The 23,209-nt window shown below is 43.2% G+C and carries 25 protein-coding genes; all 25 read right to left on the reverse strand.

What is annotated here, in order from left to right:
- Positions 1-97: 97 nt before the first annotated feature.
- The 25 genes from mmuM to J1C81_RS06565 all read right to left on the reverse strand — a co-directional run bounded on the left by mmuM (position 98) and on the right by J1C81_RS06565 (position 23,207).
- A complete protein-coding gene (gene mmuM, locus J1C81_RS06445; RefSeq protein WP_002915297.1) occupies positions 98-1,045 on the reverse strand; it encodes a homocysteine S-methyltransferase in 948 nt (315 codons plus the stop codon).
- A 63-nt stretch (positions 1,046-1,108) separates the two neighbouring features.
- Positions 1,109-1,807, reverse strand: a complete 699-nt coding sequence (locus J1C81_RS06450) for a glucosaminidase domain-containing protein (RefSeq protein ID WP_002915298.1) — start codon at positions 1,805-1,807, stop codon at positions 1,109-1,111.
- A 147-nt stretch (positions 1,808-1,954) separates the two neighbouring features.
- Entirely contained in the window at positions 1,955-2,542 is a 588-nt protein-coding gene (gene yihA / locus J1C81_RS06455; RefSeq protein WP_002915299.1) for a ribosome biogenesis GTP-binding protein YihA/YsxC, read from the reverse strand.
- A 10-nt stretch (positions 2,543-2,552) separates the two neighbouring features.
- On the reverse strand, positions 2,553-3,782 hold the full coding sequence (clpX, locus tag J1C81_RS06460) for an ATP-dependent Clp protease ATP-binding subunit ClpX (protein ID WP_002895582.1): 1,230 nt from the start codon (positions 3,780-3,782) through the stop codon (positions 2,553-2,555).
- Positions 3,783-3,833: 51 nt separating this feature from the next.
- Positions 3,834-4,004 (reverse strand): hypothetical protein, encoded by a 171-nt coding sequence (locus J1C81_RS06465; RefSeq protein ID WP_002895584.1) that lies wholly within the window; start codon positions 4,002-4,004, stop codon positions 3,834-3,836.
- Positions 4,005-4,006: 2 nt separating this feature from the next.
- Positions 4,007-4,519 (reverse strand): dihydrofolate reductase, encoded by a 513-nt coding sequence (locus J1C81_RS06470; RefSeq protein WP_002915300.1) that lies wholly within the window; start codon positions 4,517-4,519, stop codon positions 4,007-4,009.
- A gap of 124 nt (positions 4,520-4,643) precedes the next feature.
- Complete coding sequence (locus tag J1C81_RS06475) at positions 4,644-5,483, reverse strand: thymidylate synthase (RefSeq protein WP_002915301.1); 840 nt, start codon at positions 5,481-5,483, stop codon at positions 4,644-4,646.
- A 104-nt stretch (positions 5,484-5,587) separates the two neighbouring features.
- Complete coding sequence (locus J1C81_RS06480; RefSeq protein WP_002902862.1) at positions 5,588-6,547, reverse strand: ROK family glucokinase; 960 nt, start codon at positions 6,545-6,547, stop codon at positions 5,588-5,590.
- Positions 6,548-6,659: 112 nt separating this feature from the next.
- The gene (locus tag J1C81_RS06485; protein WP_002915302.1) at positions 6,660-7,070 is read right to left on the reverse strand and encodes a GNAT family N-acetyltransferase; all 411 of its coding nucleotides are present in this window, start codon (positions 7,068-7,070) and stop codon (positions 6,660-6,662) included.
- Positions 7,071-7,141: 71 nt separating this feature from the next.
- The gene (locus tag J1C81_RS06490; RefSeq protein ID WP_002915304.1) at positions 7,142-7,729 is read right to left on the reverse strand and encodes a hypothetical protein; all 588 of its coding nucleotides are present in this window, start codon (positions 7,727-7,729) and stop codon (positions 7,142-7,144) included.
- Positions 7,726-9,594, reverse strand: a complete 1,869-nt coding sequence (locus J1C81_RS06495) for an ABC-F family ATP-binding cassette domain-containing protein (RefSeq protein ID WP_002915305.1) — start codon at positions 9,592-9,594, stop codon at positions 7,726-7,728. The genes J1C81_RS06490 and J1C81_RS06495 overlap by 4 nt, the downstream gene beginning before the upstream one ends.
- Positions 9,591-10,790 (reverse strand): CCA tRNA nucleotidyltransferase, encoded by a 1,200-nt coding sequence (locus J1C81_RS06500; RefSeq protein WP_002915306.1) that lies wholly within the window; start codon positions 10,788-10,790, stop codon positions 9,591-9,593. The genes J1C81_RS06495 and J1C81_RS06500 overlap by 4 nt, the downstream gene beginning before the upstream one ends.
- On the reverse strand, positions 10,787-11,554 hold the full coding sequence (gene dapB / locus J1C81_RS06505) for a 4-hydroxy-tetrahydrodipicolinate reductase (RefSeq protein WP_002915307.1): 768 nt from the start codon (positions 11,552-11,554) through the stop codon (positions 10,787-10,789). The genes J1C81_RS06500 and dapB overlap by 4 nt, the downstream gene beginning before the upstream one ends.
- Positions 11,555-11,594: 40 nt before the next feature.
- The gene (locus tag J1C81_RS06510; protein WP_002915308.1) at positions 11,595-12,443 is read right to left on the reverse strand and encodes a DegV family protein; all 849 of its coding nucleotides are present in this window, start codon (positions 12,441-12,443) and stop codon (positions 11,595-11,597) included.
- Between the two features lie 2 nt (positions 12,444-12,445).
- Positions 12,446-12,820 (reverse strand): DUF1149 family protein, encoded by a 375-nt coding sequence (locus tag J1C81_RS06515; RefSeq protein ID WP_002915309.1) that lies wholly within the window; start codon positions 12,818-12,820, stop codon positions 12,446-12,448.
- 126 nt (positions 12,821-12,946) lie between these two features.
- Entirely contained in the window at positions 12,947-14,908 is a 1,962-nt protein-coding gene (locus J1C81_RS06520) for a PTS fructose transporter subunit IIABC (RefSeq protein ID WP_002915310.1), read from the reverse strand.
- Entirely contained in the window at positions 14,905-15,816 is a 912-nt protein-coding gene (gene pfkB / locus J1C81_RS06525) for a 1-phosphofructokinase (protein ID WP_002915312.1), read from the reverse strand. Before pfkB ends, J1C81_RS06520 begins: the two co-directional genes overlap by 4 nt.
- A complete protein-coding gene (locus J1C81_RS06530) occupies positions 15,813-16,556 on the reverse strand; it encodes a DeoR/GlpR family DNA-binding transcription regulator (protein ID WP_002915314.1) in 744 nt (247 codons plus the stop codon). Before J1C81_RS06530 ends, pfkB begins: the two co-directional genes overlap by 4 nt.
- 169 nt (positions 16,557-16,725) lie before the next feature.
- On the reverse strand, positions 16,726-17,709 hold the full coding sequence (locus tag J1C81_RS06535; protein WP_002915316.1) for a CPBP family intramembrane glutamic endopeptidase: 984 nt from the start codon (positions 17,707-17,709) through the stop codon (positions 16,726-16,728).
- A gap of 13 nt (positions 17,710-17,722) precedes the next feature.
- The gene (locus J1C81_RS06540; RefSeq protein ID WP_002915317.1) at positions 17,723-18,352 is read right to left on the reverse strand and encodes a TIGR01906 family membrane protein; all 630 of its coding nucleotides are present in this window, start codon (positions 18,350-18,352) and stop codon (positions 17,723-17,725) included.
- Positions 18,345-19,115 (reverse strand): TIGR01457 family HAD-type hydrolase, encoded by a 771-nt coding sequence (locus J1C81_RS06545; protein WP_002915318.1) that lies wholly within the window; start codon positions 19,113-19,115, stop codon positions 18,345-18,347. The genes J1C81_RS06540 and J1C81_RS06545 overlap by 8 nt, the downstream gene beginning before the upstream one ends.
- A complete protein-coding gene (locus J1C81_RS06550; protein ID WP_002915319.1) occupies positions 19,112-19,867 on the reverse strand; it encodes an acyl-[acyl-carrier-protein] thioesterase in 756 nt (251 codons plus the stop codon). The genes J1C81_RS06545 and J1C81_RS06550 overlap by 4 nt, the downstream gene beginning before the upstream one ends.
- Before the next feature lie 3 nt (positions 19,868-19,870).
- Positions 19,871-21,001, reverse strand: a complete 1,131-nt coding sequence (gene hemW / locus J1C81_RS06555; protein WP_002915320.1) for a radical SAM family heme chaperone HemW — start codon at positions 20,999-21,001, stop codon at positions 19,871-19,873.
- 137 nt (positions 21,002-21,138) lie between these two features.
- The gene (proC, locus tag J1C81_RS06560; protein ID WP_002915321.1) at positions 21,139-21,942 is read right to left on the reverse strand and encodes a pyrroline-5-carboxylate reductase; all 804 of its coding nucleotides are present in this window, start codon (positions 21,940-21,942) and stop codon (positions 21,139-21,141) included.
- Between the two features lie 2 nt (positions 21,943-21,944).
- Entirely contained in the window at positions 21,945-23,207 is a 1,263-nt protein-coding gene (locus J1C81_RS06565; RefSeq protein WP_002915322.1) for a glutamate-5-semialdehyde dehydrogenase, read from the reverse strand.
- Positions 23,208-23,209 lie beyond the last annotated feature (2 nt).

Genomic DNA, 23,209 nt, shown 5'->3' on the forward strand with positions numbered 1-23,209 from the left:
ATTTAAACTATGTATAGTATATCACAAAGTTCTTTCTTTTGATAGCGTTTTCTAGAACCTTTTTAAATTTTCTAAAAAAGGATTGAAAAATAACTTTTCAACCCTTAAATCCTTTTGCTAACTGAGCAATATCTTCTGGCCGTGTTCGGCAGCAACCGCCAAAAAGCCGTACACCTTGATTTTGCCAAAGTTTACTATTTTCCAGCAAGCTCCGCTCCTGCTCTGGATCATCATGCCAAGTCTTGGTCAAGCCATTATAAGTTTCGCCAGAGTTTGGATAGGTCAGAAAAGGTTTGTTGCACACTTGTCCAAGTGCATCTAATAATGGAGCAATTAAATGTGGAGCTGTACAGTTAAAACCAACTGCCAAGACTTGTGGGCTTTCTTGAGCCAAGTTTCCTAATTCCTCAATCTTAGTGCCATCTGATATAGCATTCTCCGACTGGGCGACAAAGGACAAATAAGCCTCAGCCTGCGGAAATTCCTCAGCTAAAAGTCGGAGGATTGCTGCCGCTTCTGCTCCATTTGGAATCGTTTCAATAGCCAACAAGTCGCTCCCAGCTTCTAGTAAAGCTTGAATACGCGGGCAGTGAAACTCTCGAAATTCTGCCTCGCTCAGCTGATAATTTCCCGTATATTCTGAACCGTCGGCCAGATAGGCAGCATAAGGTCCTACTGACCCAGCAACTAATGGATAAGAGCGCTGCTTTTGCTCTTCTGGAGATAATTCTTGCCAGACATTTTCGATTGCCTTTTGTGCTAAGAAGACTGTCTCTTTTAAAAGATCGTAACCCTTTTCAGGAGTTAGTCCTGCCTCTATAAATGCTGGAATGCTAGCCTGATAACTGGACGTAGTGATGATGTCACTGCCAGCTCTCACATAGCTTTCATGCACATCTTGAATAATCTGAGGCTGGTCTAATAGGTATTGAGCGGACCAAAGCTTACCAGATACATCATAACCCCGGCTTTCCAACTCTGTACCTAAGGCTCCATCTAAAATAATAATTTCTTGCTTGTCAAGCAAATCTTTAAATTTTCCCATGCTATACTCCTAGAATCTACGATTAAACATAAAAAGAGGTCTCCCTCTTTTTTGTTGTCTTTATTAAAATCTATTCGCCCAGGCAGTATCGACATCCAAGACATCTTGAGTAGTGTATTGCTGACGATAAGGATTGTAAACGATATAACCAGCTCCAGACTCATAGAGTGGTGAATCAAAGCGAGTCAAATCGTATTTTTCAATAATATAATTCAATTTGGCATTGTAACTAGTATCTGTCGCATAGACACCAGTCAGGGCAGCTGTTGCATCCTGATAGGTTGGTGCATTGCTCTTCCAAGCACCTGCAAAATGCCCTTGCTTGAGTACAGCAACATAGTCTTGCAGGGACTCTACATAGCTAGGATAAGAACGAAAACTGTCATTGATGGTGTAGGCATTTCCCTCTCCATCATCTTCCCAAGTCTCCATATTAGCAGACTGACCATCATAGTTACCTTTGATACCGAAAAGGTTATAATGAGGTTCACCTGACAGACCAGACTGTCCTGAGCCACTTTCTAAAATAGCCTGTGCAATCATAACAGAGGCATAAAGATTATTATCCTGTCCCAACTGACGCGCTGGCTCACCGATTTGTGAAATGAAATAGTCTGTCTGATTCATAGGCTGCTGATCGCTATTATTAGCGCTAGCAGGATTAATATGCTTGGCCAAGACAAAACCAACAGCAATTGTTGTTGTCATGATGAATAAAGCTGAAAGGATTCTCTTACCTTTTTTTGAAATTCTCTTTTTCACAGCACTTCTCCTGAATAAGATGTTAATGATACCATTGTAACATACTAAAGATTAAAAAAACACTATTGATAATTTACAAGTATATGACATTTTTCGTTTTATTTCAAAAAATCCAACTCAAAAACGAGTTGGATTTAATTCGTATTATTAAATTTTTGATAAAATCGCGTCCCAAGCAGCATCTAAGCCATCCTTGGTGACTGAGGAAAAAAGAATGAAATCATCATTTTTGTCAAAATCCAGTTTTTTCTTAATGGCCGACTCGTGCTTATTCCATTTTCCGCGAGGGATTTTATCAGCTTTGGTCGCTACTAGGATAACCGGAATGTCATAATATTTCAGAAATTCATACATCTGCACATCATCTGCACTAGGATCGTGCCGAAGATCGACGAGGCTGACAACCGCTCTGAGATTTTCACGACTGGTCAGATACTCCTCAATCATCCGCCCCCATTTTTCACGCTCTTTTTTGGAAACACGGGCATAGCCATAACCTGGCACATCGACAAAACGCAGTTTATCATCAATGTTGAAAAAGTTTAGCAGCTGAGTTTTTCCAGGTTTTCCTGAAGTTCGCGCTAAATTTTTGCGATTGAGAAGTGTATTGATGAAGCTAGACTTTCCAACGTTGGACCTGCCTGCTAAAGCAATCTCCGGAATATCGTCTTGAGGGTAATGCGATTTATTAGCTGCACTCAGCAAAATCTCTGCATTGTGGGTATTGATTTCCATAAGCACCTCGTTAGGCAGTTTCTAGAATAGGCTTATCTGTTCCATCTACTGCTTCTTTGGTAATACGGACAAGTTTGACATTTTCTTGACTTGGAACTTCAAACATGACATCCATCATAGTTTCTTCGATGATTGATCGAAGTCCGCGTGCACCTGTTTTACGTTCAATCGCTTTATTGGCAATCTCCTGCAGAGCATCCTCGTCAAATTCAAGCTTAACGTCATCATAAGACAGAAGGGCCTGATACTGCTTAATAAGGGCGTTTCTAGGCTCTTTCAGAATACGGACCAAATCATCAACTGTCAGTTGCTCCAGAGCAGCAAAAACAGGCAAACGGCCAATCAACTCAGGGATAATTCCAAACTTTTGAACGTCTTCTGAGATAATTTCCTGCATATAGGAACTATCTTCGTCGATTGCTCGGTTATTCTGACCGAAACCAATGATTTTCTCACCCAGACGCTGTTTTACGATTTCTTCGATACCGTCAAAAGCACCGCCAACAATGAAGAGAATATTCTTGGTATCAACCTGAATCATTTCCTGCTGCGGATGCTTGCGTCCACCCTGCGGCGGTACACTCGCTACGGTTCCTTCGATAATCTTCAGAAGAGCTTGCTGAACTCCTTCACCCGAAACATCACGAGTGATAGAGACGTTTTCGCCTTTCTTAGCAATCTTGTCAATCTCATCGACATAGATAATCCCGCGTTCTGCACGCTCAATATTAAAGTCAGCCGCCTGCAAAAGCTTGAGGAGGATATTCTCCACATCTTCACCGACATAACCAGCTTCAGTCAGAGCAGTTGCGTCCGCAATGGCAAAAGGCACATTAAGACTGCGAGCCAGAGTCTGCGCCAGGAAGGTCTTACCTGACCCGGTCGGGCCAATCATCAAAATATTTGACTTTTGCAGTTCCACATCTTCTTCTTCGCGGCTGTCGTGGTAGTTAATACGCTTGTAGTGATTATAGACCGCTACTGCTAAGGCACGCTTAGCTCGGTCTTGCCCGATAACATAGTGGTTCAAGATGTTCAGCAGCTCCTGAGGTTTTGGTACCTCAGACAGATCTGCCAGCACTTCCTCGGCTAACTCTTCACGGATGATTTCCTGTGCCAGTTCCACACATTCATTACAGATAAAGGCATTGTTACCAGCGATAATCTTCTGAACCTCATCTTGGTTCTTCCCACAGAAAGAACAAAAAACCATCATATCATCATTACGACTTGTAGGCATTATTTACTCCAATTCTAAAATTCTAAATCTATTTATTTTCTTTCGTACATGTTAAAAAAGTGTCATATAAAAAGCATGAATGGAATTTACCAAGTTTGTAAAAGCATTCAGCAAAAATAAAGCTGCCAGTCCAAACCGCTTTTTCCGAAAGGTTTGAACGGCACAAATAAGACAAATGACACATAAAAAGGCCGTAAAAAAACCAAAAATACTACGTTCCATTCTTACGAGTCCTTCCTTTGGTATCTTTTTATTGTAAAATCATAAGGATTCTTTTCATCTTTGGCATGAAATTCACTGCTAACTTCCTGATAAGGAGCCCAGTCAAATGTCTCAGGGAAATAGGTATCTCCTTCCAGCTTAGCAGCAATCTGAGTCTGAATCAATTCTTCCAAATACGGCTCAAAAGCCCTGATAATCTGCGCTCCGCCGATAATATACAAGTTTCTATCTTGCTTATGATACCAATCCAAGACATCTTCCACATTGCTGAACAGCAGGACATTCTCATTATTAACTTGATAGTTCTTGTCCCTGCTCAAAATCAGACTGACCCGATTTGGCAAAACGCGACGCTGCAAACCATCAAAGGTCACACGCCCCATCAAAATAGCATGTCCAGTGGTTGTTGCCTTAAAATGCTGCAATTCTGCCGGGAGATGCCAGGGCATGACCTTGTCTTTTCCAATCAGACCATCCTCTGCCTGAGCCCAAATGGCAATAATCTTCTTTGTCATCCTTTTATCCTTTGTATTAGTAACTCTATTCTATCAAATTTGCTGTAAAAAGGCATGTTTAAAGTATGATTCAAGCAGAACTTTTGCAGAGGTTGGCAGTTTTCGCATACACTTATCAAAATCGTTAAATAGCCAAATCGAACTTCAGCTGAGGTTTAACGGGATTATAGTCCAGCAAGTCAAAATCTTCTGCTTTGATATCAAAGAAATTGGTTCCATCCGGCACATTTAACACGAGCCTAGGGTAACAGTCGCTAGGTTCCCGACGCAATAGCTCCTCCGCCTGCTCGAACTGATTGTCATAGATGTGCAAGTTATTGATAAAGTAAAAGAACTTGCCGACCTTCCAGCCGAAATGCTTGGCAATCATCATCTGCAGAGCCACATACTGCATAGCATTGATGTGGTGAGCAACTAACATATCATTTGAGCGCTGAGTCAGAGTCGCATCCAGATAAATGTCTCCATCTACACGCCGAACGTCAAACATGGTTTGAAAAGCGCATGGAAGCAGGCCGTCACTCTCTTCAAAAGCTTCATAATCCCAGAGAGAGATGATATTGCGACGGTTCCAAGGATTGGCTTCCAACTGTTGGAGAATTTTATTGATAATATTGTGCTTCTTGACAACAGCTCCGTAGCGCTGGCCAATGGTACCTGTATCGCCAACTTCCCAGTCATTCCAATAGTGAACATTATACTTGTCGTTGAGCAGTTCCAGACTATTAGACTGGTCTTGATAGATCCAAAGAACTTCCTTGATGGCAGACTTGATGGCAATAGGGCGCAGAGTCGTGATTGGGAACTCTCCTTTGCTCAAATCATATTCCGCAAAAGAGCCAGTGATATATTTAGAGTTGGCTACATTTCCATCCTTGTAGCGCGGACGGGCATTTTCAGAAAAAACACCCTGCTCCATAATTTTTTTAATATTCTCTTTGAAAATCGTATCTGCTAGCGTCATGATTTCTCCTTCGTTCAGTGAGCTTTTTCTAGTATAGCAAATTTTCTATAAAAATTCTCCTACAGACCTTTCTGCAGGAGAACAAATGAAGCATACTTGTAGAATTATTGTAATACCAATGAAGCTGCCCCGATAACGCCAGCATCATTTCCAAGAGTAGCCAAGGCCAACTTGGTTGAAGTACGAACCTGCGGGAAGCTATTTTCTTCATAAACCTTGCGCACGCCATCAAGTAAGAAATCACCCGCAGCTGATACGCCACCTCCGATAACAATTGTAGATGGATTTAGGATAGAGCCGATATTGGCACAGGCAATACCTAGATAGCGCGCGAAATTGCGATAGACAATCAGAGCCAGCTCATCGCCCTCTTTCGCCAAGTCGAAGACAACCTTTGCATTGACATCTTCACCATTGTCAATCAGTTTTTTCAGCTCAGCATCACCAGCATACTCATCAGCATAGCGACGAGTCAAATTAACAATACCAGTCGCAGATGCAACAGTCTCTAGGCAGCCTTTCTTGCCACAGGTACATTGAATCGGCTGATCGAAGTCAACAGTGATGTGGCCCAACTCTCCTGCTGCTCCAGCAAGTCCGTGCAAGAGCTTGCCTTCTGCAACAATTCCTCCGCCAACACCTGTACCCAGTGTCATAAAGACTACATCAGGCTGGTTCTCTCCAGCACCCATCCAACGTTCGCCCAAAGCGGCAACGTTAGCATCGTTGTCAATATAGAAAGGAATCCCAGTCGCTTTTTCAATCTTATCCTTGACCGGTTGCAACGTCTTCCAATTGAGATTGTAAGCACCAATAACAGTGCCTTTTTCGCGGTCAACAACTCCTGGCGATCCCATACCAATCCCAATAAAATCCTCTGCTGAAAGCTGAAGCAAGTCCAAACGGTGCAGGATTGACTCAATCATATCCTCTACGATATGGCTACCTTCGTCCAAAACATTGGTTTTAATGGACCATTTTTCCTGAATTTCGCCCTCTGAAGTCAAAATAGCAAACTTAATAGATGTTCCACCAAGGTCAATTCCGATTATTTTTTTCGACATGATGTTCTCCTCTGTGTTTTATTTATCATCATTATATCAGATTTTTTCAGTAAGGAAAAGGTTTGCATAAAGAAAAGTGAAAATCGAATTCTTCTTTATTCCCAAAGTAAACTCACAAGTCTTTTGTATAATAATATCTTTCACCAGTATAAGGATAGTCTTTCAGCGCAAACACTTCTGTATAGCCGTGCTGTTTATAAAAATCTGGGGCTTGAAACCGATACGTATCCACAAATGAATATTTGCATTTTCTTTCTCTGGCTTCTTGTTCAGCCTTGCACAGTATTTTTGAGCCTATGCCTTGCCCTCGTAATTCTTCGCTCACATACAAATACTCAATCTCCAGCCAATTACCAAAAGTTTCAGCCGCCATACCAGCCAGCAAATTTCCATGTTCATCTTCCACATAGATGTTAAGAGGTTCACTTTTGGAGGACTCCCTCTTAGAGCGATTGTAGGATCTGATTAAATTTCCTAGTTCTTGAGTTTTCTTTGAGTCGGTATTTTCCAATCTTAGTTTCATAGATGCCTCCGTTCCATCTCTAAAGGTTTTAGATTTACAGTTTATGAAACTGTTCGGACTATACCTTCACCTTAAATACCCTTCTGACTTGCTTGCCATTGATTATGGTAATCCATCATCGTTTCATAAATATATTTTGGTTTCTCTTTTTTCAGTAACATAAGAGTAATTTCTAACGCTTCAGGCATTCCAAACTTATATCTTTTACTCTTTCTCGAAGCGAGCCTACTTCTCTTCAAAACTGCAGGATCTACTGAATGAAAACAAATCGTTAAAATATGTCTCTTATTGAATAATTGATATTTTGCATAATGTCGAATACGTTCAATTCTATAGTCTATACTCTGGATTTCTCCCCAACTATGAAACGAAACTTCTCTAAAAAGAAGGGGTTTAAAGTAAAATCCCTGTTCCGTTAGACGAAGAAAACGTTTATCTCTAAACAAACAAATCCATACTAAAATAGACAGAAAATCAAAAACAATTGTACCTATCACCAAAAACATTTTTTCAATCACAGAAATATTGGAGTCAAATAATAGGTATCCGTTTTTAGATGGTAATACAAGAACTGCAGTCATAAAGACAGCAAGAGCGCTCGCCAATAAAGCAAAAAGGAATATTTTCAACCAGCTCTGCCTAAACACTACTTCTTTCATCCATCTAACCCGCTCAGGTATTCATAGCGCTCGTATTTTTCCAGAAGTTTTTCGTTCTGCTCATCCAGTTCTTGCTGGAGTTGAGATAGGCGAGCAAAGTCCGAGCCATTCTCCTGCATGGCCGCTTCAATCTCAGAAATCCGCTCCTCCAGCGCCTCGATATCAGCCTCAATAGACTCCCACTCCTGCTTCTCAAAGTAGGTCATGCGCTTTTTCTCCTCGCGCACTTTGACCGTTTTTTCCTTTTCAGTCTTTTGGGAAATGGCAGAGCTTTCTGCCAGAAAGGCTTTTTCATCTAAGTAATCCGTGTAATTTCCGAAAAAATCTCTGATACTTCCATCCTCAAAAGCCAAAATCTTGCTTGCAACTTTGTCTAGGAAATAACGGTCATGGCTGACTGTAATAACTGGACCTGCAAATCCTTGCAGAAAATTCTCCAAGACCGTCAGAGTCGCAATATCCAAATCATTGGTCGGCTCGTCAAGAAGCAAGACATTCGGCTTTTCTAAGAGAAGTTTGAGCAGATACAGCCGCTTTTTCTCTCCGCCAGAAAGCTTTTCGATTAAAGTCCCATGAGTAGAACGAGGAAAAAGAAACTGCTCCAAGAGTTCTGCAATGGAAGTCGTTCCACTGCCTATCTTGACTTCCTCAGCCACTTCTTGCAGATAATTAATGACCCGCTTAGACTCATCCAAACCCTCAATCTGCTGAGAGAAATAGGCCACTCGGACTGTCTCTCCGATAATGAGCTGACCAGCCTGAGGATGAAGTTTACCGGCAATCAGATTGAGCAAGGTTGACTTGCCGACACCGTTATCTCCAACAATCCCAATACGGTCCTTGTTCTGGATTAAAAGGCTAAACTGAGAGAGAATAGGCTTCTGGTCATAAGCAAAGTCTACGTTTTGAAACTCGATAACCTTCTTACCGATACGGCTCGTTTCAAAGTTCATTTCCAGGTTGCTATCAGTCGTCTGGCCTGCCAAATCTTTCTTTAGGTCATGGAAACGATTGATACGAGCCTGTTGCTTGGTTGCCCGCGCCTGGGGCTGCCGCCGCATCCAGGATAGCTCCTGCTTGTACAGTTGCTGTTTCTTATGAAGCAAGGCCGCATCCCGTTCATCTTGCTCCGCCTTAAGACGGACATAGTCTTGATAATTTCCTTGATATTCAATCAAGCGACCGCCATCTAGCTCAAAAATCCGAGTTGAAATGTTATCCAAGAAATAGCGATCATGGGTGATGAAAAGAACGGTCTTCTTAGAATTTTTCAAGAAATGCGTCAGCCATTCAATGGTATCGATATCTAGGTGGTTAGTCGGCTCGTCCAGCAAGAGCAAATCAGCATCACCTAAGAGAACTTGAGCCAGCTGAACTCGGCGACGAAGGCCTCCTGATAACTGACCAACCTTGAGAGACAGATTTGTCAGACCAAGCTTGGACAGAACCGTCTTGACCTGACTTTCGATTTCCCAAGCATGGAGCGAGTCCATCTCGGCCATAACCGCTTCTAGTCTTGACTGTTGACTTTCATCATAAGCCGTCAGGAGCAGCTCATACTCTCGAATCAACTGCATTTCTCGTAAATCACTGGACAAAACCGTATCCAGCACCGTCTGATCCTCATCAAAATCAGGCTCCTGAGTCAGATAAGCAATCTTATAGCCCGTCTTAGCAGAAAAAGGGCTGACATCTCCATCAAAGCCCGACTTGCCCGACAAGACATCCAGGAGCGTTGTCTTTCCTGTTCCATTGACACCAATCAGACCAATCCGATCCAGATCATGAATAATAAAGGAAATGTCTCGAAAAACAGTCTTATCTCCTACTGATTTAGTTAGCTTTTCAACGATAAAATCGCTCATTTCTTCTCCTTGATATAAGCGTAAATGGCCTCTAAATCATTAGGTAAGTAGCCATCTACAATAGCGTATTCCAACTCTTTCAAAATTTGGCCAAGTTTTGGTCCTGGCTCAAAGCCGAACTCCCGCATCAGCATGCCGCCATTGACCACCATTTCCTGCTTACTATGAATAGTCAAACTGGCATCAAGATTCTGAATCGCAGAGAAATCAACTGACAAACCTTGTGCCTCCCGAAGCTCTTCTGCTTGTAGCAATAAGTCAATGTCATAGTCATAGCAGTCTCGCTTGGTCAAGTCTCGTTCTGAGCGAATGACCGCAATCTCAATCAAATCTTCTACTTTCTTGGCAAATTCACGAGAGGTCTTCCATTTTTTTAGAAAGCCTTTGACATTTTGCACATCTAAAGCCAGTAAAATGGCTGACCAAGCTTGCTCGGATGCTGAAAAGCGAAAATCTGAAGCCAAGTCAAAGAGCCTTTCTAACTTAGCTCTGCTTTCCTTCAAATCTGGCAAAAATTCTATAGCACCGCTTGTCAAGAGTGCCTCTAAACCCTTGTGCCAAAATGGAGCCAGCAGTAGCTTGTCGAACTCGATAAAAATTCGTTCGACTGAAATCTTTTCCAGCAAGGGAGCACAATCCTTCATAGCTACAAAAGTATCTTGCTCCAAGTCAAAATCCAAGGCGGCCTGAAAACGAAAGCCCCGCATGATACGGAGAGCATCTTCATTAAAGCGCTCTGCAGCAGTTCCAACTGCCCGCAAAATCCGATTTTCTAAGTCATCCAAACCTTGGAAAAGATCGATGACTTGACCGTTTTCATCCAAAGCTAGAGCATTGATAGTGAAATCGCGCCGCTTGAGATCTTCCTCCAAAGAGCGCACAAAAGAAACCTTGCTTGGCCTGCGGTAGTCCACATAGACATCCTCGGTCCGGAAAGTCGTCACTTCGTATTCACGGTTATTTTCCAGAACCAAGACGGTCCCATGTTCAATCCCCACATCAACTGTCCGGTCAAAGATACGCTTGGTTTCCTCAGGATAGCTGGAGCTAGCGATATCCACATCGTGAATAGATCGCTGCAAAAGGGCATCTCGAACAGAACCCCCAACGAAATAAGCTTCAAAGCCAGCCGTTTTTATCTTCTCTAATACTGGCAAAGCCTCCTGAAATTCAGAAGGCAGAGTTTCTAATCTCATAGTAAATGTTCCAATCCATAGACTAATTCTGAGCGTTTGACAACTTCTTTAATGGCAAGATTAACTCCTGTCATAAAGGAAGCACGGTCATAAGAATCATGCCGCAGGGTCAACCCCTCTCCCTGGCTGCCGAAGATTACTTCTTGGTGGGCAACTAGACCTGGCAAGCGAACCGAATGAATACGCATGCCATCGAAATCAGCTCCGCGGGCGCCGGCTATAGACTCTTCCTCATCAGTAGCTCCCTGCTGCTTGCTTGATCTGACTTGACTGATGAGCTCGGCTGTCTTGATAGCCGTCCCGCTCGGTGCATCTTTTTTCTGGTCATGATGTAGCTCGATAATTTCTACATTTGGGAAATACTTGGCGGCCTGAGCTGCAAACTGCATCAGCAAAACAGCTCCCAAGGCAAAATTCGGAGCAATCAATCCGCCTAGCTCCTTTTCCCTAGACAATGCGATTAAATCTTCCAACTGTTCTGGAGTAAAACCTGTCGTTCCGACCACTGGGCAAAATCCCTGCTCCAGAGCAAAACGAGTATTGTCATAAGCTACTTTAGGGGTTGTAAAATCAACCCAGACATGGGCTTCCAGCCCAGCCAATTCTTCCTTAGCATTGAAGACAGGAACACCAGCCACTTCTTTTTCATCCGTAAAAGGATCCAGCAGTCCAACTAATTCTAGTTGAGGATCTTCTGTTACCATTTTATAGGCTGCTCGGCCCATTTTCCCTTTAAAACCAGCAATAAAAACTTTGATACTCATGTTTTCCACCTTACAGAGACAAGCTCAGTCTTTCAAGCAATCAAATCATAGGAATATGCCCAAGTGCAACGCTGCCCTCACCTAAGTGAGTCCCGATAACACTGCCAAAGGTTGCGATAGGAACTTCACTAATAATACCACTGTCTAGCAGATTTTGCTGAAGTTCAGCTGCTTTTTCTGGCGCATTGCCATGGATAACCATAATCTGATAAGCACCGCCTGCTGTTCTTTCTTGGACAAGTTCCAACATACGCTTGATAGCTTTCTTCTCCGTCCGAATCTTTTCAAAAACTTCTATTACACCATGATCGTTAAAATACAGAATAGGCTTGATACTCAGCAGATTCCCCAGAATAGCTGCACCGTTAGACAGGCGTCCCCCTTTGACCAAGTGGTTCAAGTCATCCACCATGATAAAAGCACTGGTGCCATCTATCTGCTTCTGGACATTGGCTAAAATTGCTTCAAACTCCAGCCCTTGTTCTGCCCACTCTAGAGCAGATTGGACCATGATACCGAGCGGTGCACTGGTAATCTTAGAATCCGGAAAGGCAATTTTCAAACCATGAAACTCATCTTTCAGATACTGAATGTTTTGATAAAAACCAGAAATTCCGCTAGATAGAAAGAGTCCCAGAACATGGGTATAGTCTTTTCCGTCTAGAATAGTAAGAATCTCTTCTAGGTCCGCAATGCTAGGCTGACTGGTCTTGGGCAGTTCATCTGACTGAGCCATTTTTTCATAAAATTCACTGGCTGTTAAATTTCTGCCTTCGACATAAGTCTCACCAGCAATCACGACTGGAATATCCAAGACGAAAAGATTTTCATTCTCCAGCAGCGAAGCCGGCAGATAGGCCGATGAATCTGTGATAACCGCTAACTTCATGATTAAAACTCCAAATTAATCCCTGGCAAATCCAGAGCAATTTCTGTCACTTCATAAGTCAAGCGGTTAAGCATGGTCAAGCAAGGCCGAGCCAGTTCTTCTACTTCATCGTGGTCAAATTCACTCGGTTCTTCAATAAGGCGACCGTGAATGTGGTTGGCTTGCGAAATAGTTCCGCTGATAACAAAATTCTCAAAAACAATCATAAAGGTCAAAATCACAATCAATGAAGTTGTGTGGGCTTCAACATCTCTTTTGACCAATTGGAAATTCACATCAACCTTGGTTTCAGGTGTTCCATTTTCTTTTTCCCATTCAAAATTTCGGGCATCAAAATGGTACTGACTAACAAATTCTTTTTCGCGCTGTATGTTCATTTTTATTCTCCTAAAAATATGCGATAGGCACATTATACCATATATCGAGCGAAGTTTCCATGCTAAAATTTGCAGGCCAGAAAACACAAAAAAGAACCTCACTGACAAGCGAGATTCTTTTAAATATTATTTTTCAAGTGGTTTGCGCAGGTAACCAAAGATAAGACCGCTGACTACTGCACCAATCAATACATATACCAAGTAAAGGATTGGATTGTTTGTCAAACCGATAACGAAGATTCCTCCGTGAGGAGCCATGAGCTTGATACCAGACAATCCTACAAGAGCACCTGTAAGAGCTGAACCTACGATAAAGCTTGGAATAGCACGGGCTGGGTCAGCAGCTCCAAACGGGATAGCTCCTTCTGTGATGAAAGACAAACCCATGACAATGTTTGTCAAACCTGAATCACGTTCTTCTTCAGTGAATTTATGTTTGAACAAAAGAGTTGCAATAAATACTGCCAAAGGCGGAACCATACCAGCTGCCATTACCGCTGCCATAACAGGCGAACCACCAGTTGAAACAGTGCTTGCAAGTGTACTAGTACCGAATACGTAAGCAGCCTTATTAACCGGTCCACCCATATCGACAGCCATCATACCACCGACTAAGAGACCGAGGAGGACAGCCGAGCTTCCGCTCAGACTTGCCAAGAAATCATTCAGGGCTGTATTGATTGCTGACATTGGAATATTGACCGCCAACATCACAAATCCAGTCACAAGAACGCCCAGAAGAGGCAAGAGCAAGATTGAACGGATACCTTCAAGTGAGCGAGGCAGACCTGCAAGAAGCTTACGAAGGAGAAGGATGATACCACCAGCTAAGAAGCCACCTACCAAAGCTCCAAGGAAACCAGATGATACACCAACTAAATCAAGAGTCTTCTGACCGCCTTCAGCATAGGCAACACCACCAAATGATGCACCGCTGCTTGCAATGGCACCAGCTACGAAACCAGAAACTAGACCTGGCTTTTCAGCGATTGAATAAGCGATATAACCAGCTAATACTGGCAACATGAAGCCAAAGGCTGCACCACCAATTGCTTTAAACTGAGCTGCAATCTCATGGTAGCTTCCTAGATTAGAAAGCTGATCTTTTGGTACACCTAAGACCTGATCTAGCAAGAATGCAATGGCAATCATAATACCGCCACCAATAACGAATGGCAACATTTGGGAAACACCACTCATCAAGTGCTTGTAGAAAGCAGCGCCCAGACTAAGTTTTTCATTGCTTGATTCTGCAGCACCGCCGCCGTTAGCAGCCTTGTAAACCTCTGCATTTCCAGAAAGAGCCAGATTAATCAGTTCTTCAGTCTTACGAATACCGTCCGCAACTGGACGATTGATCAATGGTTTGCCATCAAAGCGATCCATCTCTACTGCTTTATCAGCCGCAATGATAACAGCCTTGGCATTTTTGATATCTTCTGCTGTCAGTTTATTTCCGACACCACTGGCACCGTTGGTTTCAACCTTTATGCCGACACCCATTTCAGCAGCGACCTTCTGCAAAGCCTCTTGAGCCATGTAAGTATGTGCAATCCCTGTTGTACAAGCTGTTACAGCTACAAGGAAGTCTCCGCCTTCATTAGCAGGTTCAACAACAGCAGGTTCTTCTGCTTTTTCCGAAGCTTGGTTAAAGAGCTCAATCACCTGATCAGGCGAAGTCACTTGGCGCAATTTATCCGCAAAACCATCCTTCATCAGGTATTGAGACAATTCAGCCAAGGCAGCCAAGTGAGTATCGTTAGCACCTTCTGGAGCTGCAATCATGAAAAAAAGGTCAGTTGGTTGGCCATCCAAACTTTCATAATCTACGCCTTTATTTGACTTGGCAAAAAGCACCGTCGCTTCTTTCACCGCAGTATTTTTGCTGTGAGGCATAGCGATTCCGTCACCCAGACCTGTAGAAGTCAAGGCTTCACGAGCCAAAATTCCTTCTTTGAATGTCTCGAAGTCTGTCACATAGCCATGATCTACTAAACTCTGAATCATTTCTTCGATAACGGCTTTTTTCTCTGTTGCCTGCAAGTCTAGCAACATCACATCTTTTCTTAGTAAGTCTTGAATTTTCATATTTTTTCTACCTCTACTTTTTCATAGATTTCTTTTATGTAATCAGCTGTGGCCAAATCATCTGAGAAGGTGGTCGCCGTTCCGCAGGCCACTCCCCATTTGAAGGCTTGAATAACATCGCTAGACCGGACAAACTCTCCAGTAAACCCAGCCACCATGGAGTCTCCAGCACCAACAGAATTCTTCACATCGCCCTTGATAGGTTTAGCGAAGTAGGCACCCTCTTGAGTTACCAGCAAGGCACCGTCGCCAGCCATGGAAATAATCACATGCTGGGCACCCTTATCTAAGATTTGACGGGCATAACTCTCAATCTGATCCAAGCTTTCAAGCTTGACTCCGAAAATATCACCTAGTTCGTGGTTGTTAGGTTTGACTAAGAGCGGCTCAAACTCTAATGAATCAAGCAACGTCTGGCCTTCAAAGTCACAGACGACTTGTGCTCCTGTCTTTCTGGTTAAGCCAATCAGCTCCTTGTAGACAACATTTCCTAGATTTTTAGGACTGCTGCCTGCGAAGACTACTGTATCTTCTGAAGTCAGAGAAGAAAGGAACTTCTCAAGTTCTTCTAGTTTATAACTGGAAATGTTAGGACCTGGTCCATTAATCTCTGTCTCAGCATCTGCTTTAATCTTGACATTGATACGAGTATCCTGCTCAACTTCTACAAAATGGCTGGAGATTCCTTCCTCTTTCAGAGTATCTGTGATGAACTTGCCAGTAAAACCACCGATAAATCCAATCGCTGTATTCTCAATACCTAGACGTTTGAGAACTCGGCTAACATTGATTCCTTTTCCGCCAGCGAATTTGTCGTCACTGTCCATCCGATTGACGCTTCCTATAAGGACCTTGTCCAGACGGACAATATAGTCGATGGAAGGGTTTAGTGTGACAGTATAAATCATACTTCAATCACCTCCGTTTTTTCTTTGAGCGCTTGAATCACTTCTGATTCATTTTGATTAGTAATAATGCTTGCTTTGGCAAGAGGAGCGACCTTGACAAAGGACGTCTGTCCTAGTTTAGAAAGATCAGCCAAGACATAAGTTTTCTTAGCGTTCTCCAAAATCGCTCTTTTGACAGCTCCTTCTTCCATATCTGGAGTGGTAAAGAAGCCATCGTCAATGCCATTCATTCCAATAAAGGCCTTATCGAAATTCAACTGACCGATTTGATTTAGGGCCACACCGCCAATGCTGGCATCCGTCGAGCGCTTGACCTTTCCGCCGATTATGATTGTTGGGATATTGCGCTCTACCAACTTAGTCGCATGGTGAATGGAGTTGGTGACAACTGTCACTCTAGGGTCATGCAGCTCATTGACTAAGAGCTCATTGGTTGTCCCCGCATCAATAAAAATCACATCATGCTCTTGAATCAAGCTTGCTGCCATCTTGGCAATAGCTATCTTTTCTTGAATGCTTTTGATAGATTTTTCCTGATTACTCTCCTCTTCCTGTAGAAAATGAAAGCTTTCGGCTCCACCATGAACTCGTCGCAGTTTATGCTCGCTCTCCAACTCATCCAAATCTCTTCTAATAGTTGATTCTGAAGTGTTTAAAGCATGTACTAGATAGTCTAAGGAAACAAATTTTTCTCTTATGACTGTCTCTAGAATAACCTGCTTTCTTTCCGACTTCAGCATAAAGCACCTCCTTTGAAATCGTTTACGATTATTATTATACCTCTTTAATTTTCAATGTCAAGCATTTTCTATCAAAAACTTTCAATTTCTATCTTTTTGCCGAACAAAAAAAGAGCTGGGCTATATCCAACTCCTTACAAATGTTGCATAACTGCCAAATAAAAGGCAATTAGCTATTATTAATCAATGATACAAGATAGGCTGCCATGACAGGCAGAAAAGTACCAAGAAAAGTAAACACAACCAGAACCCAGAACCAGACTGACTTAAAAGCCTGTCGGTAGGTCCCTGGGAGCGAACGATTGGCATCAATGTATTCCTTAAATTTTGGCCACTTCAAGATTAAAAGCAAAAGAAATACTGTGCTGCCAGCGATTAATAGGCCGTAAAAAACGATGTTAACAATAGGCTCTGGAGCTTTTTTTGAAAGAAAAGCTATCCCTTCTGCTATGACAAAGTTATTGAGAGCATGAAAAATGATAGACCAGATAATCGAATACTCAAAAGCGATATAACCAAAGCCCAAACCAATCAAACTAGCAAAATAAAACTGATAAAGATTTTCGTGAAAAAGGCCAAACAAAATCGCAGTCAAAAGAATGGCAAAAACTTTTCCATGCTTCTCTAATGCTCGCAATCCAGCACCTCTAAAAATGATTTCCTCCGTAACAGGAGCCATCAAAGATGAATAAATCAGCATAGTCAGTGTCTCAGAACCGCCGCTCCCTGATTCCATGCCAGAAAGATCCAGATTGAAGAGCTGAATGATAGCCTCCATGAGCTGATTGACAACAGCTGTAAACAATTGGGCGAACAAAAGGAAGCAAATCATATAAAAGAAAACTTTAGGAGTCATTTTCCGCCCCTTGCGACGAAGGTCGTATTTAAAGAGCTGCTTACCCCTAGACACCGTGAAAGTAAGAACACCAAGACAGGAGGCTAGAATATAGGCTCCGCCGTCCTTTTCCATGAATTTGGTAACAATGTCTTGCGTCTTTTGAATGTCCATACCTTGTCCTGGCATGATGACAAAAAAGGCAACAAATACGTAAATGAAGACAGCAGCAATCATAACCCATAAATAAGTAAAGCAAGTCGCTGAAAATCGTCCTAGATCTTTTTTAGGATTTAAAGGTTCAGGTATATAATACATAAAATCTCCTATATTAAATTTTCTCCTTACCCTTTCGGCTTAGGAAATACAAGGTCAAAAAGATTCCCTCATAAAGCAAAGCAAAAAGAATAAAGGCGTGCATGAAAAATTCTTCTGGCAGAATCCAAATGACTGGATCCTTGGCCGGGTCAAACATCCAGGTATTGTCTCCGGCAAAAAGAACTTGATGAAAGAGTGTAAAAAAATTGTTAAAACCAATCAGAAAGGCCAGTCCAGCAAAGACAAACGGCAAGAGACTAATCACCAGAAAAGCCCGCCTGTAGAGGCCTAAAAATCCCTTTTTGACTACTTTTTTGATAAAGAAAATCAAAGCAGGCAGAGCAACTAGAAAAACAGCTTGCGCCAAGTGAAAAAGATACTTGACTGCCTGAAAATGATGCAGCCCAGCTGCCGACGAGCGAAAATCCGGCATCGCTAGCTTTTGACTAAAAGGATTGGTCAGGTAATTCATCAAAATATTAAAATTATACTGGATGGTCTCTGCTTTCAAATATACTTTATCTGGCAAGTTGAAATAAGAAATCTCCATCGGGTATAAGAGCCAAGCCAGATAAATGGTTAGCAATATCGCTGCTGCCAACAAGCACAAAGCGCTGGCTGAAAATCTCAACTTATCACGCATCGAAATCCCACTTCGCTAGACTGGACAAGACATGCGTCGGTTGGATCGGCAGATTGGGCACTTCTTCTGGCAGGGTAAAACCTGTCGTAACCAATAGGGTCGGAATGCCGTTGTCGATTCCTGCTCGAATATCTGTCAGATAGTTATCGCCCACCATGACCACTTCTTCACGCGCCAACCCTAGATGCTCTATAGCTTTTTCCATGATGATGGCATTGGGCTTGCCGATAAAGGTCGGTTCAACCCGAGTGGCTGCTTCCAAGAGGGCGTTGATTGCGCCAGCTCCCGGCTGCAAACCTCGCTCAGTCGGAATGTTGAGATCTGGATTGGTTCCGATAAAGTGGGCACCTTTTTGAATGGCTAGAGTCGCTATTGTCAACTTCTCATAATCCACTTCCCAGTCCAGCCCAACTACTACATAGTCTGGATTTTCTGTGTCTTCTATATATCCAGCTTCTTCAATAGCATGTTTAAGTCCCACATCACCAATGATGTAGACTTTCTTGCCCAGATTTTTCTCCTGCATATAGTCAATGGTAGCTAGAGTTGCTGTGTAAATGGTATCAAGTGGCGTCTCAATATTAAAATTCTCCGCCAACATGGTTTGCACTGTTTCTGGCGTGCGCGTGGTATTATTGGTCACGAAAAGATAGGGAATCTTGCGCCTCTGCAAGTCATGCACAAAGGCTTCACCAGCCGGAATCCGGCTCTTGCCCTTATAAATCGTCCCGTCTAAATCAATCAAATATCCTTTATAAGTCATTTCTGCTCTTCCTCATTCTCATGTTTAAACTCTTGCCAGGTAACCAAAGCCTGGGCATTGACTTCGCCGTCACTGGAAATTTGGTGATTGCTCTGCAGACCTTCTAGGTCATAGCTAGAAGCAATCATGCCGCCTGGTCGAACTTCCTTGACATACTTGAGATGGACCTTCTTAGGAATATGTTTCATTAGGAAGTCTGCACCCATGACCTCAAAGATCCAGTCCAGATACTTGCTATTGTTGACATGTCGATTCATATCCAAGTCGTAAAAGCGCACATGATAGTCCTTGCTGACAGGATTTTCCAAGTCTGGATACTTAGGACCGCGCAGTAATTTCTTGGAAAAATCAGACTGGTAAGGAGCGACAATCTCCGGATCAACGGCACGAACCTTGCGGCTATCCCGATCCATAAGAACAAAGGTTGCCATCATCTGGATAATGGCCTCACCCGCTTCATCAAAAATCGTGAAGCGACGATAGCAAAAGAGCCGATTATAGGTCAAGGCTTCTGTCTCGATAGTAATCTCCTCTGCAAATCGTGGCAGACGTGTCACATCAATATCATAGTCCGTGATAATCCAGACTAGGTTATACCGCTCCAGCATATCCTTGTCACTGACGCCAAGCTCAATCGACTGCATCCCGGATACCTGCAAGGACAGCAGGATAACATCCGGCAACTTGATATGGCCATTCATATCTGCCATATCAAAAGGAATTTTCATTTTCATTTGATAAGTTAAGCCCATGATTTACTCCAATATAAATTTCTCAGCAACCGTATCGCCCAAAAAGAGGCCTTGTTTGGTCATGCGAACGATATCTCTGTCCGGCACTAGCAAACCCTGCTCAGTCAGTTCAGCCACAATAGCTCCATACTGTTCTTCAAAGGATATACCAAATTTTTCCTCGAAGCGTTTTTTTGAAACACCTGACTTCTTACGCAAGCCTAAAAACATTTCTTCTTCCATCTGTTCTTTCAGCGTCAGCACTTCTTCCTGCACACGGGCATTGCCTGCTTCCACCGCCTGCATATAATGACGAATAGGCCCGTGGTTTTTATAGCGAACACCATTGACATAGCCAGACGCTCCCGCTCCAATACCATAATACTCCGCATTGTCCCAATACATGAGATTGTGACGGCTCTCAAAGCCCGGCTTGGAAAAGTTTGAAATCTCATAATGATCAAAACCTGCTTTTTCTAGCTCAGCTATAATGTATTCAAACATCTCCGCTTCCAAATCTTCCTTAGGTAGAGGCAGTTTCCCTCGCCGCATCCGATTCATAAAGACCGTATGATTTTCCAAAATCAAGCTATACAAACTCATGTGGGGAATGTCCAGGGCAATGGCCTTGGCTACATTGGTTTTCACATCTTCCATGGTCTGCTTGGGCAGGGCATAAATCAGATCAATCGAAATATTGTCAAAACCCGCTTTTTTGAGATTGGCAATATTCTCATAGATGTCCTTTTCCGAGTGACTGCGGCCAATCTGCTTGAGCATGCGGTCATTGAAGGTCTGTACTCCCAGCGAAACCCGATTGACGGGAGAGTCTTTAAGTACAGCAATCTTCTCCCGGTCCAAATCTCCAGGATTGGCTTCAATAGTCAGCTCTTCAAGATAAGACAAGTCCAGCTTGTCTGTCAGCTTTTTAAGCAAAAAAGCCAACTGGGGTGCCGATAGAGCCGTCGGAGTCCCACCACCGATATAGAGGGTACGGAGCTTTTTGATGTCGTAAGAATCATACTCCTCAATCAAATGCTCCAGATAACTATCTACTGGCTGATTTTTGATAAAAACCTTGGAAAAATCGCAGTAATAACAAATCTGAGTACAAAAAGGAATGTGCACATAAGCAGAAGTCGGTTTGGTTTGCATAGTACTTATTATACCACAGTTTTAAAGAGACGACTTATTTGATTATCAAACAAAGAAAAAAAGAGTGAACCTGCAAAGACAAAATTATCCTCGCATATCACACCTTTTCCTATAATCTAAAAAATTGAAGATCTAAATCAATTCTTCCCCAACTCCTGCGTCCTCTTGTAAGAAGCTTGAACGGCATCCATGACCGTTCCTCGAAAGGAATTTTCTTCCAGACTGGCTACCCCGGCGATAGTCGAACCGGCCGGACTGCAGACCTGATCTTTGAGTTGAGCCGGATGTTGCCCGCTGACCCGACTTAACTTGGCAGCGCCTAAGAAAGTTTGATTGGCCAGTTCAAGTGATATATCGCGACTGAGTCCTGCCCGCACCCCAGCATCCGCCAAAGCCTCTATAAAGAGATAGACGAAAGCTGGTCCACAGCCAGCAAGAGCTGTCGCTGCATCCAACTGTTTTTCCTCTAGTCTGACCAAAAGACCAGCAGAAGACAGAAGGTCACGCAACAAATCTTCGTCTACTTGATTCGCCTGCTGAGATAAGGCATAGGTAATAACCCCCTCGCCAACAGCTACCGGTGTATTAGGCATCATCCGAATCCAACGATGGTGGCTAGGTGTCAATTTTTCTAATATTTCCAAAGGCAAACCAGCGGCCATCGAAACCAGCAGAAGAGACTCGCGTTTTTCTAGAATTTCCTGATATTCAGCTAGCAAGTCAGCAAATTGAGCTGGTTTGATACCCAGAAAAATTACTTCTGCCTGAGCAAAAACTTCTGCATTACTGACCGGTTGTCCACCAACTTCCGCAGCAATCTTTTCAGCCTTGTTTCTACTTCGGTTGGCTAATAATAATTCACTTCTAAATCTTTCCTCTTGGGCAACTAGGCGAGCGAGACTGCCCCCCATATTTCCCAAACCGATAAATCCAATTTTCATCTTTATTTCCTCACTTGACCATCCCCTTGAATGACATACTTATAGCTGGTCAACTCTTTCAGCCCCATAGGACCTCTGGCATGCAGTTTCTGAGTAGAAATCCCCATTTCGCAGCCGAGGCCAAATTGACCGCCATCTGTAAAGCGGGTTGAGGCATTGACATAAACTGCCGCACTATCCACCTGCTCTGTGAAGTAAGCTGCCGCTGAATCGTTCTCCGTCACAATGGCATCCGAATGATGGGTGCTGTGAGCTTCAATATGCTCCACCGCTTCTTCCAGCGAAGAAACCAGCTTGACCGCTAAGATGTAGTCCAAAAATTCGATATCAAAATCTTCCGAACTAGCTTGCGAGCCCGAGATATACTGAGCTGCTTTCTCATCCAAACGCAATTCAACAGGGTTTTCTTGCGCCTTCTCACGATCTGTTACCAAAATCTTTTTTAAACGTGGTAAAAATGCTGCAGCAATCTCTTCATGAACCAGCAGTACCTCCATGGCATTGCAGACAGAAGGGCGACTGGTCTTGGCATTCTCAATAATCGCCAAAGCCTTGTCTTGATCAGCATCCTTATCTACATAGACATGGACAATTCCAGTACCTGTCTCAATAACCGGCACAGTTGCATTTTCCACGACCGCCTGAATCAGTCCCGCACCACCACGAGGAATGAGCAAATCCAGATATCCCTTGGCCTTCATCATAGCCTGGGCGGAAGCCCGACTGGTATCAGAAACCAACTGGATACAATCCGGCGAAATCTCCGTCTGAGCCAAGCCTTCTTTCAAAGCTGTGACAATAGCTAGCGCAGTCTGATAGGCATCCTTGCCGCTTCTAAGAACGACTGCACTGCCACTCTTTAAGGCAAGAGCCGCAGCGTCTGAAGTAACGTTAGGCCGGCTCTCGTAGATAATACCAATTACGCCCATAGCAACCCGCTTTTTACTGATGACAAGACCGTTATCAAGCTCAGTCCTTTCCAAGACTTCCCCTACGGGATCCTCTAAGTCAATCAGCTGACGAATACCCTCTGCCATGGCAGCAATCCGCTCCTCGTCCAGATAGAGGCGATCCAGCATCACATCTGAAATCCTACCTTTAGCTGCGGTCATATCCAATTCATTGGCTGCTAAAATATCCGTACGAGAAAGCCAGAGCTGCTTTGCCATTTCTTCTAGAGCATGATTTTTCTCGGCAGTTGTGGCTGTATTAATCGTCTTCTTGACTTTCTGAACCTTTTCAAAAATCGCTTGTGTTGAGGTCATCG

The organism is Streptococcus sanguinis (assembly GCF_050225395.1).
Lineage (GTDB): Bacteria > Bacillota > Bacilli > Lactobacillales > Streptococcaceae > Streptococcus.

Excerpts from the sequence above, each read along its gene's own strand:
- mmuM (WP_002915297.1), bottom strand. The coding sequence starts at position 1,045 with ATGGGAAAATTTAAAGATTTGCTTGACAAGCAAGAAATTATTATTTTA.
- yihA (WP_002915299.1), bottom strand. The coding sequence starts at position 2,542 with ATGGAAATCAATACCCACAATGCAGAGATTTTGCTGAGTGCAGCTAAT.
- clpX (WP_002895582.1), bottom strand. The coding sequence starts at position 3,782 with ATGCCTACAAGTCGTAATGATGATATGATGGTTTTTTGTTCTTTCTGT.
- J1C81_RS06465 (WP_002895584.1), bottom strand. The coding sequence starts at position 4,004 with ATGGAACGTAGTATTTTTGGTTTTTTTACGGCCTTTTTATGTGTCATT.
- J1C81_RS06470 (WP_002915300.1), bottom strand. The coding sequence starts at position 4,519 with ATGACAAAGAAGATTATTGCCATTTGGGCTCAGGCAGAGGATGGTCTG.
- J1C81_RS06475 (WP_002915301.1), bottom strand. The coding sequence starts at position 5,483 with ATGACGCTAGCAGATACGATTTTCAAAGAGAATATTAAAAAAATTATG.
- J1C81_RS06480 (WP_002902862.1), bottom strand. The coding sequence starts at position 6,547 with ATGTCGAAAAAAATAATCGGAATTGACCTTGGTGGAACATCTATTAAG.
- J1C81_RS06485 (WP_002915302.1), bottom strand. The coding sequence starts at position 7,070 with ATGAAACTAAGATTGGAAAATACCGACTCAAAGAAAACTCAAGAACTA.
- J1C81_RS06490 (WP_002915304.1), bottom strand. The coding sequence starts at position 7,729 with ATGAAAGAAGTAGTGTTTAGGCAGAGCTGGTTGAAAATATTCCTTTTT.
- J1C81_RS06495 (WP_002915305.1), bottom strand. The coding sequence starts at position 9,594 with ATGAGCGATTTTATCGTTGAAAAGCTAACTAAATCAGTAGGAGATAAG.
- J1C81_RS06500 (WP_002915306.1), bottom strand. The coding sequence starts at position 10,790 with ATGAGATTAGAAACTCTGCCTTCTGAATTTCAGGAGGCTTTGCCAGTA.
- dapB (WP_002915307.1), bottom strand. The coding sequence starts at position 11,554 with ATGAGTATCAAAGTTTTTATTGCTGGTTTTAAAGGGAAAATGGGCCGA.
- J1C81_RS06510 (WP_002915308.1), bottom strand. The coding sequence starts at position 12,443 with ATGAAGTTAGCGGTTATCACAGATTCATCGGCCTATCTGCCGGCTTCG.
- J1C81_RS06515 (WP_002915309.1), bottom strand. The coding sequence starts at position 12,820 with ATGAACATACAGCGCGAAAAAGAATTTGTTAGTCAGTACCATTTTGAT.
- J1C81_RS06520 (WP_002915310.1), bottom strand. The coding sequence starts at position 14,908 with ATGAAAATTCAAGACTTACTAAGAAAAGATGTGATGTTGCTAGACTTG.
- pfkB (WP_002915312.1), bottom strand. The coding sequence starts at position 15,816 with ATGATTTATACTGTCACACTAAACCCTTCCATCGACTATATTGTCCGT.
- J1C81_RS06530 (WP_002915314.1), bottom strand. The coding sequence starts at position 16,556 with ATGCTGAAGTCGGAAAGAAAGCAGGTTATTCTAGAGACAGTCATAAGA.
- J1C81_RS06535 (WP_002915316.1), bottom strand. The coding sequence starts at position 17,709 with ATGTATTATATACCTGAACCTTTAAATCCTAAAAAAGATCTAGGACGA.
- J1C81_RS06540 (WP_002915317.1), bottom strand. The coding sequence starts at position 18,352 with ATGCGTGATAAGTTGAGATTTTCAGCCAGCGCTTTGTGCTTGTTGGCA.
- J1C81_RS06545 (WP_002915318.1), bottom strand. The coding sequence starts at position 19,115 with ATGACTTATAAAGGATATTTGATTGATTTAGACGGGACGATTTATAAG.
- J1C81_RS06550 (WP_002915319.1), bottom strand. The coding sequence starts at position 19,867 with ATGGGCTTAACTTATCAAATGAAAATGAAAATTCCTTTTGATATGGCA.
- hemW (WP_002915320.1), bottom strand. The coding sequence starts at position 21,001 with ATGCAAACCAAACCGACTTCTGCTTATGTGCACATTCCTTTTTGTACT.
- proC (WP_002915321.1), bottom strand. The coding sequence starts at position 21,942 with ATGAAAATTGGATTTATCGGTTTGGGAAATATGGGGGGCAGTCTCGCT.
- J1C81_RS06565 (WP_002915322.1), bottom strand. The coding sequence starts at position 23,207 with ATGACCTCAACACAAGCGATTTTTGAAAAGGTTCAGAAAGTCAAGAAG.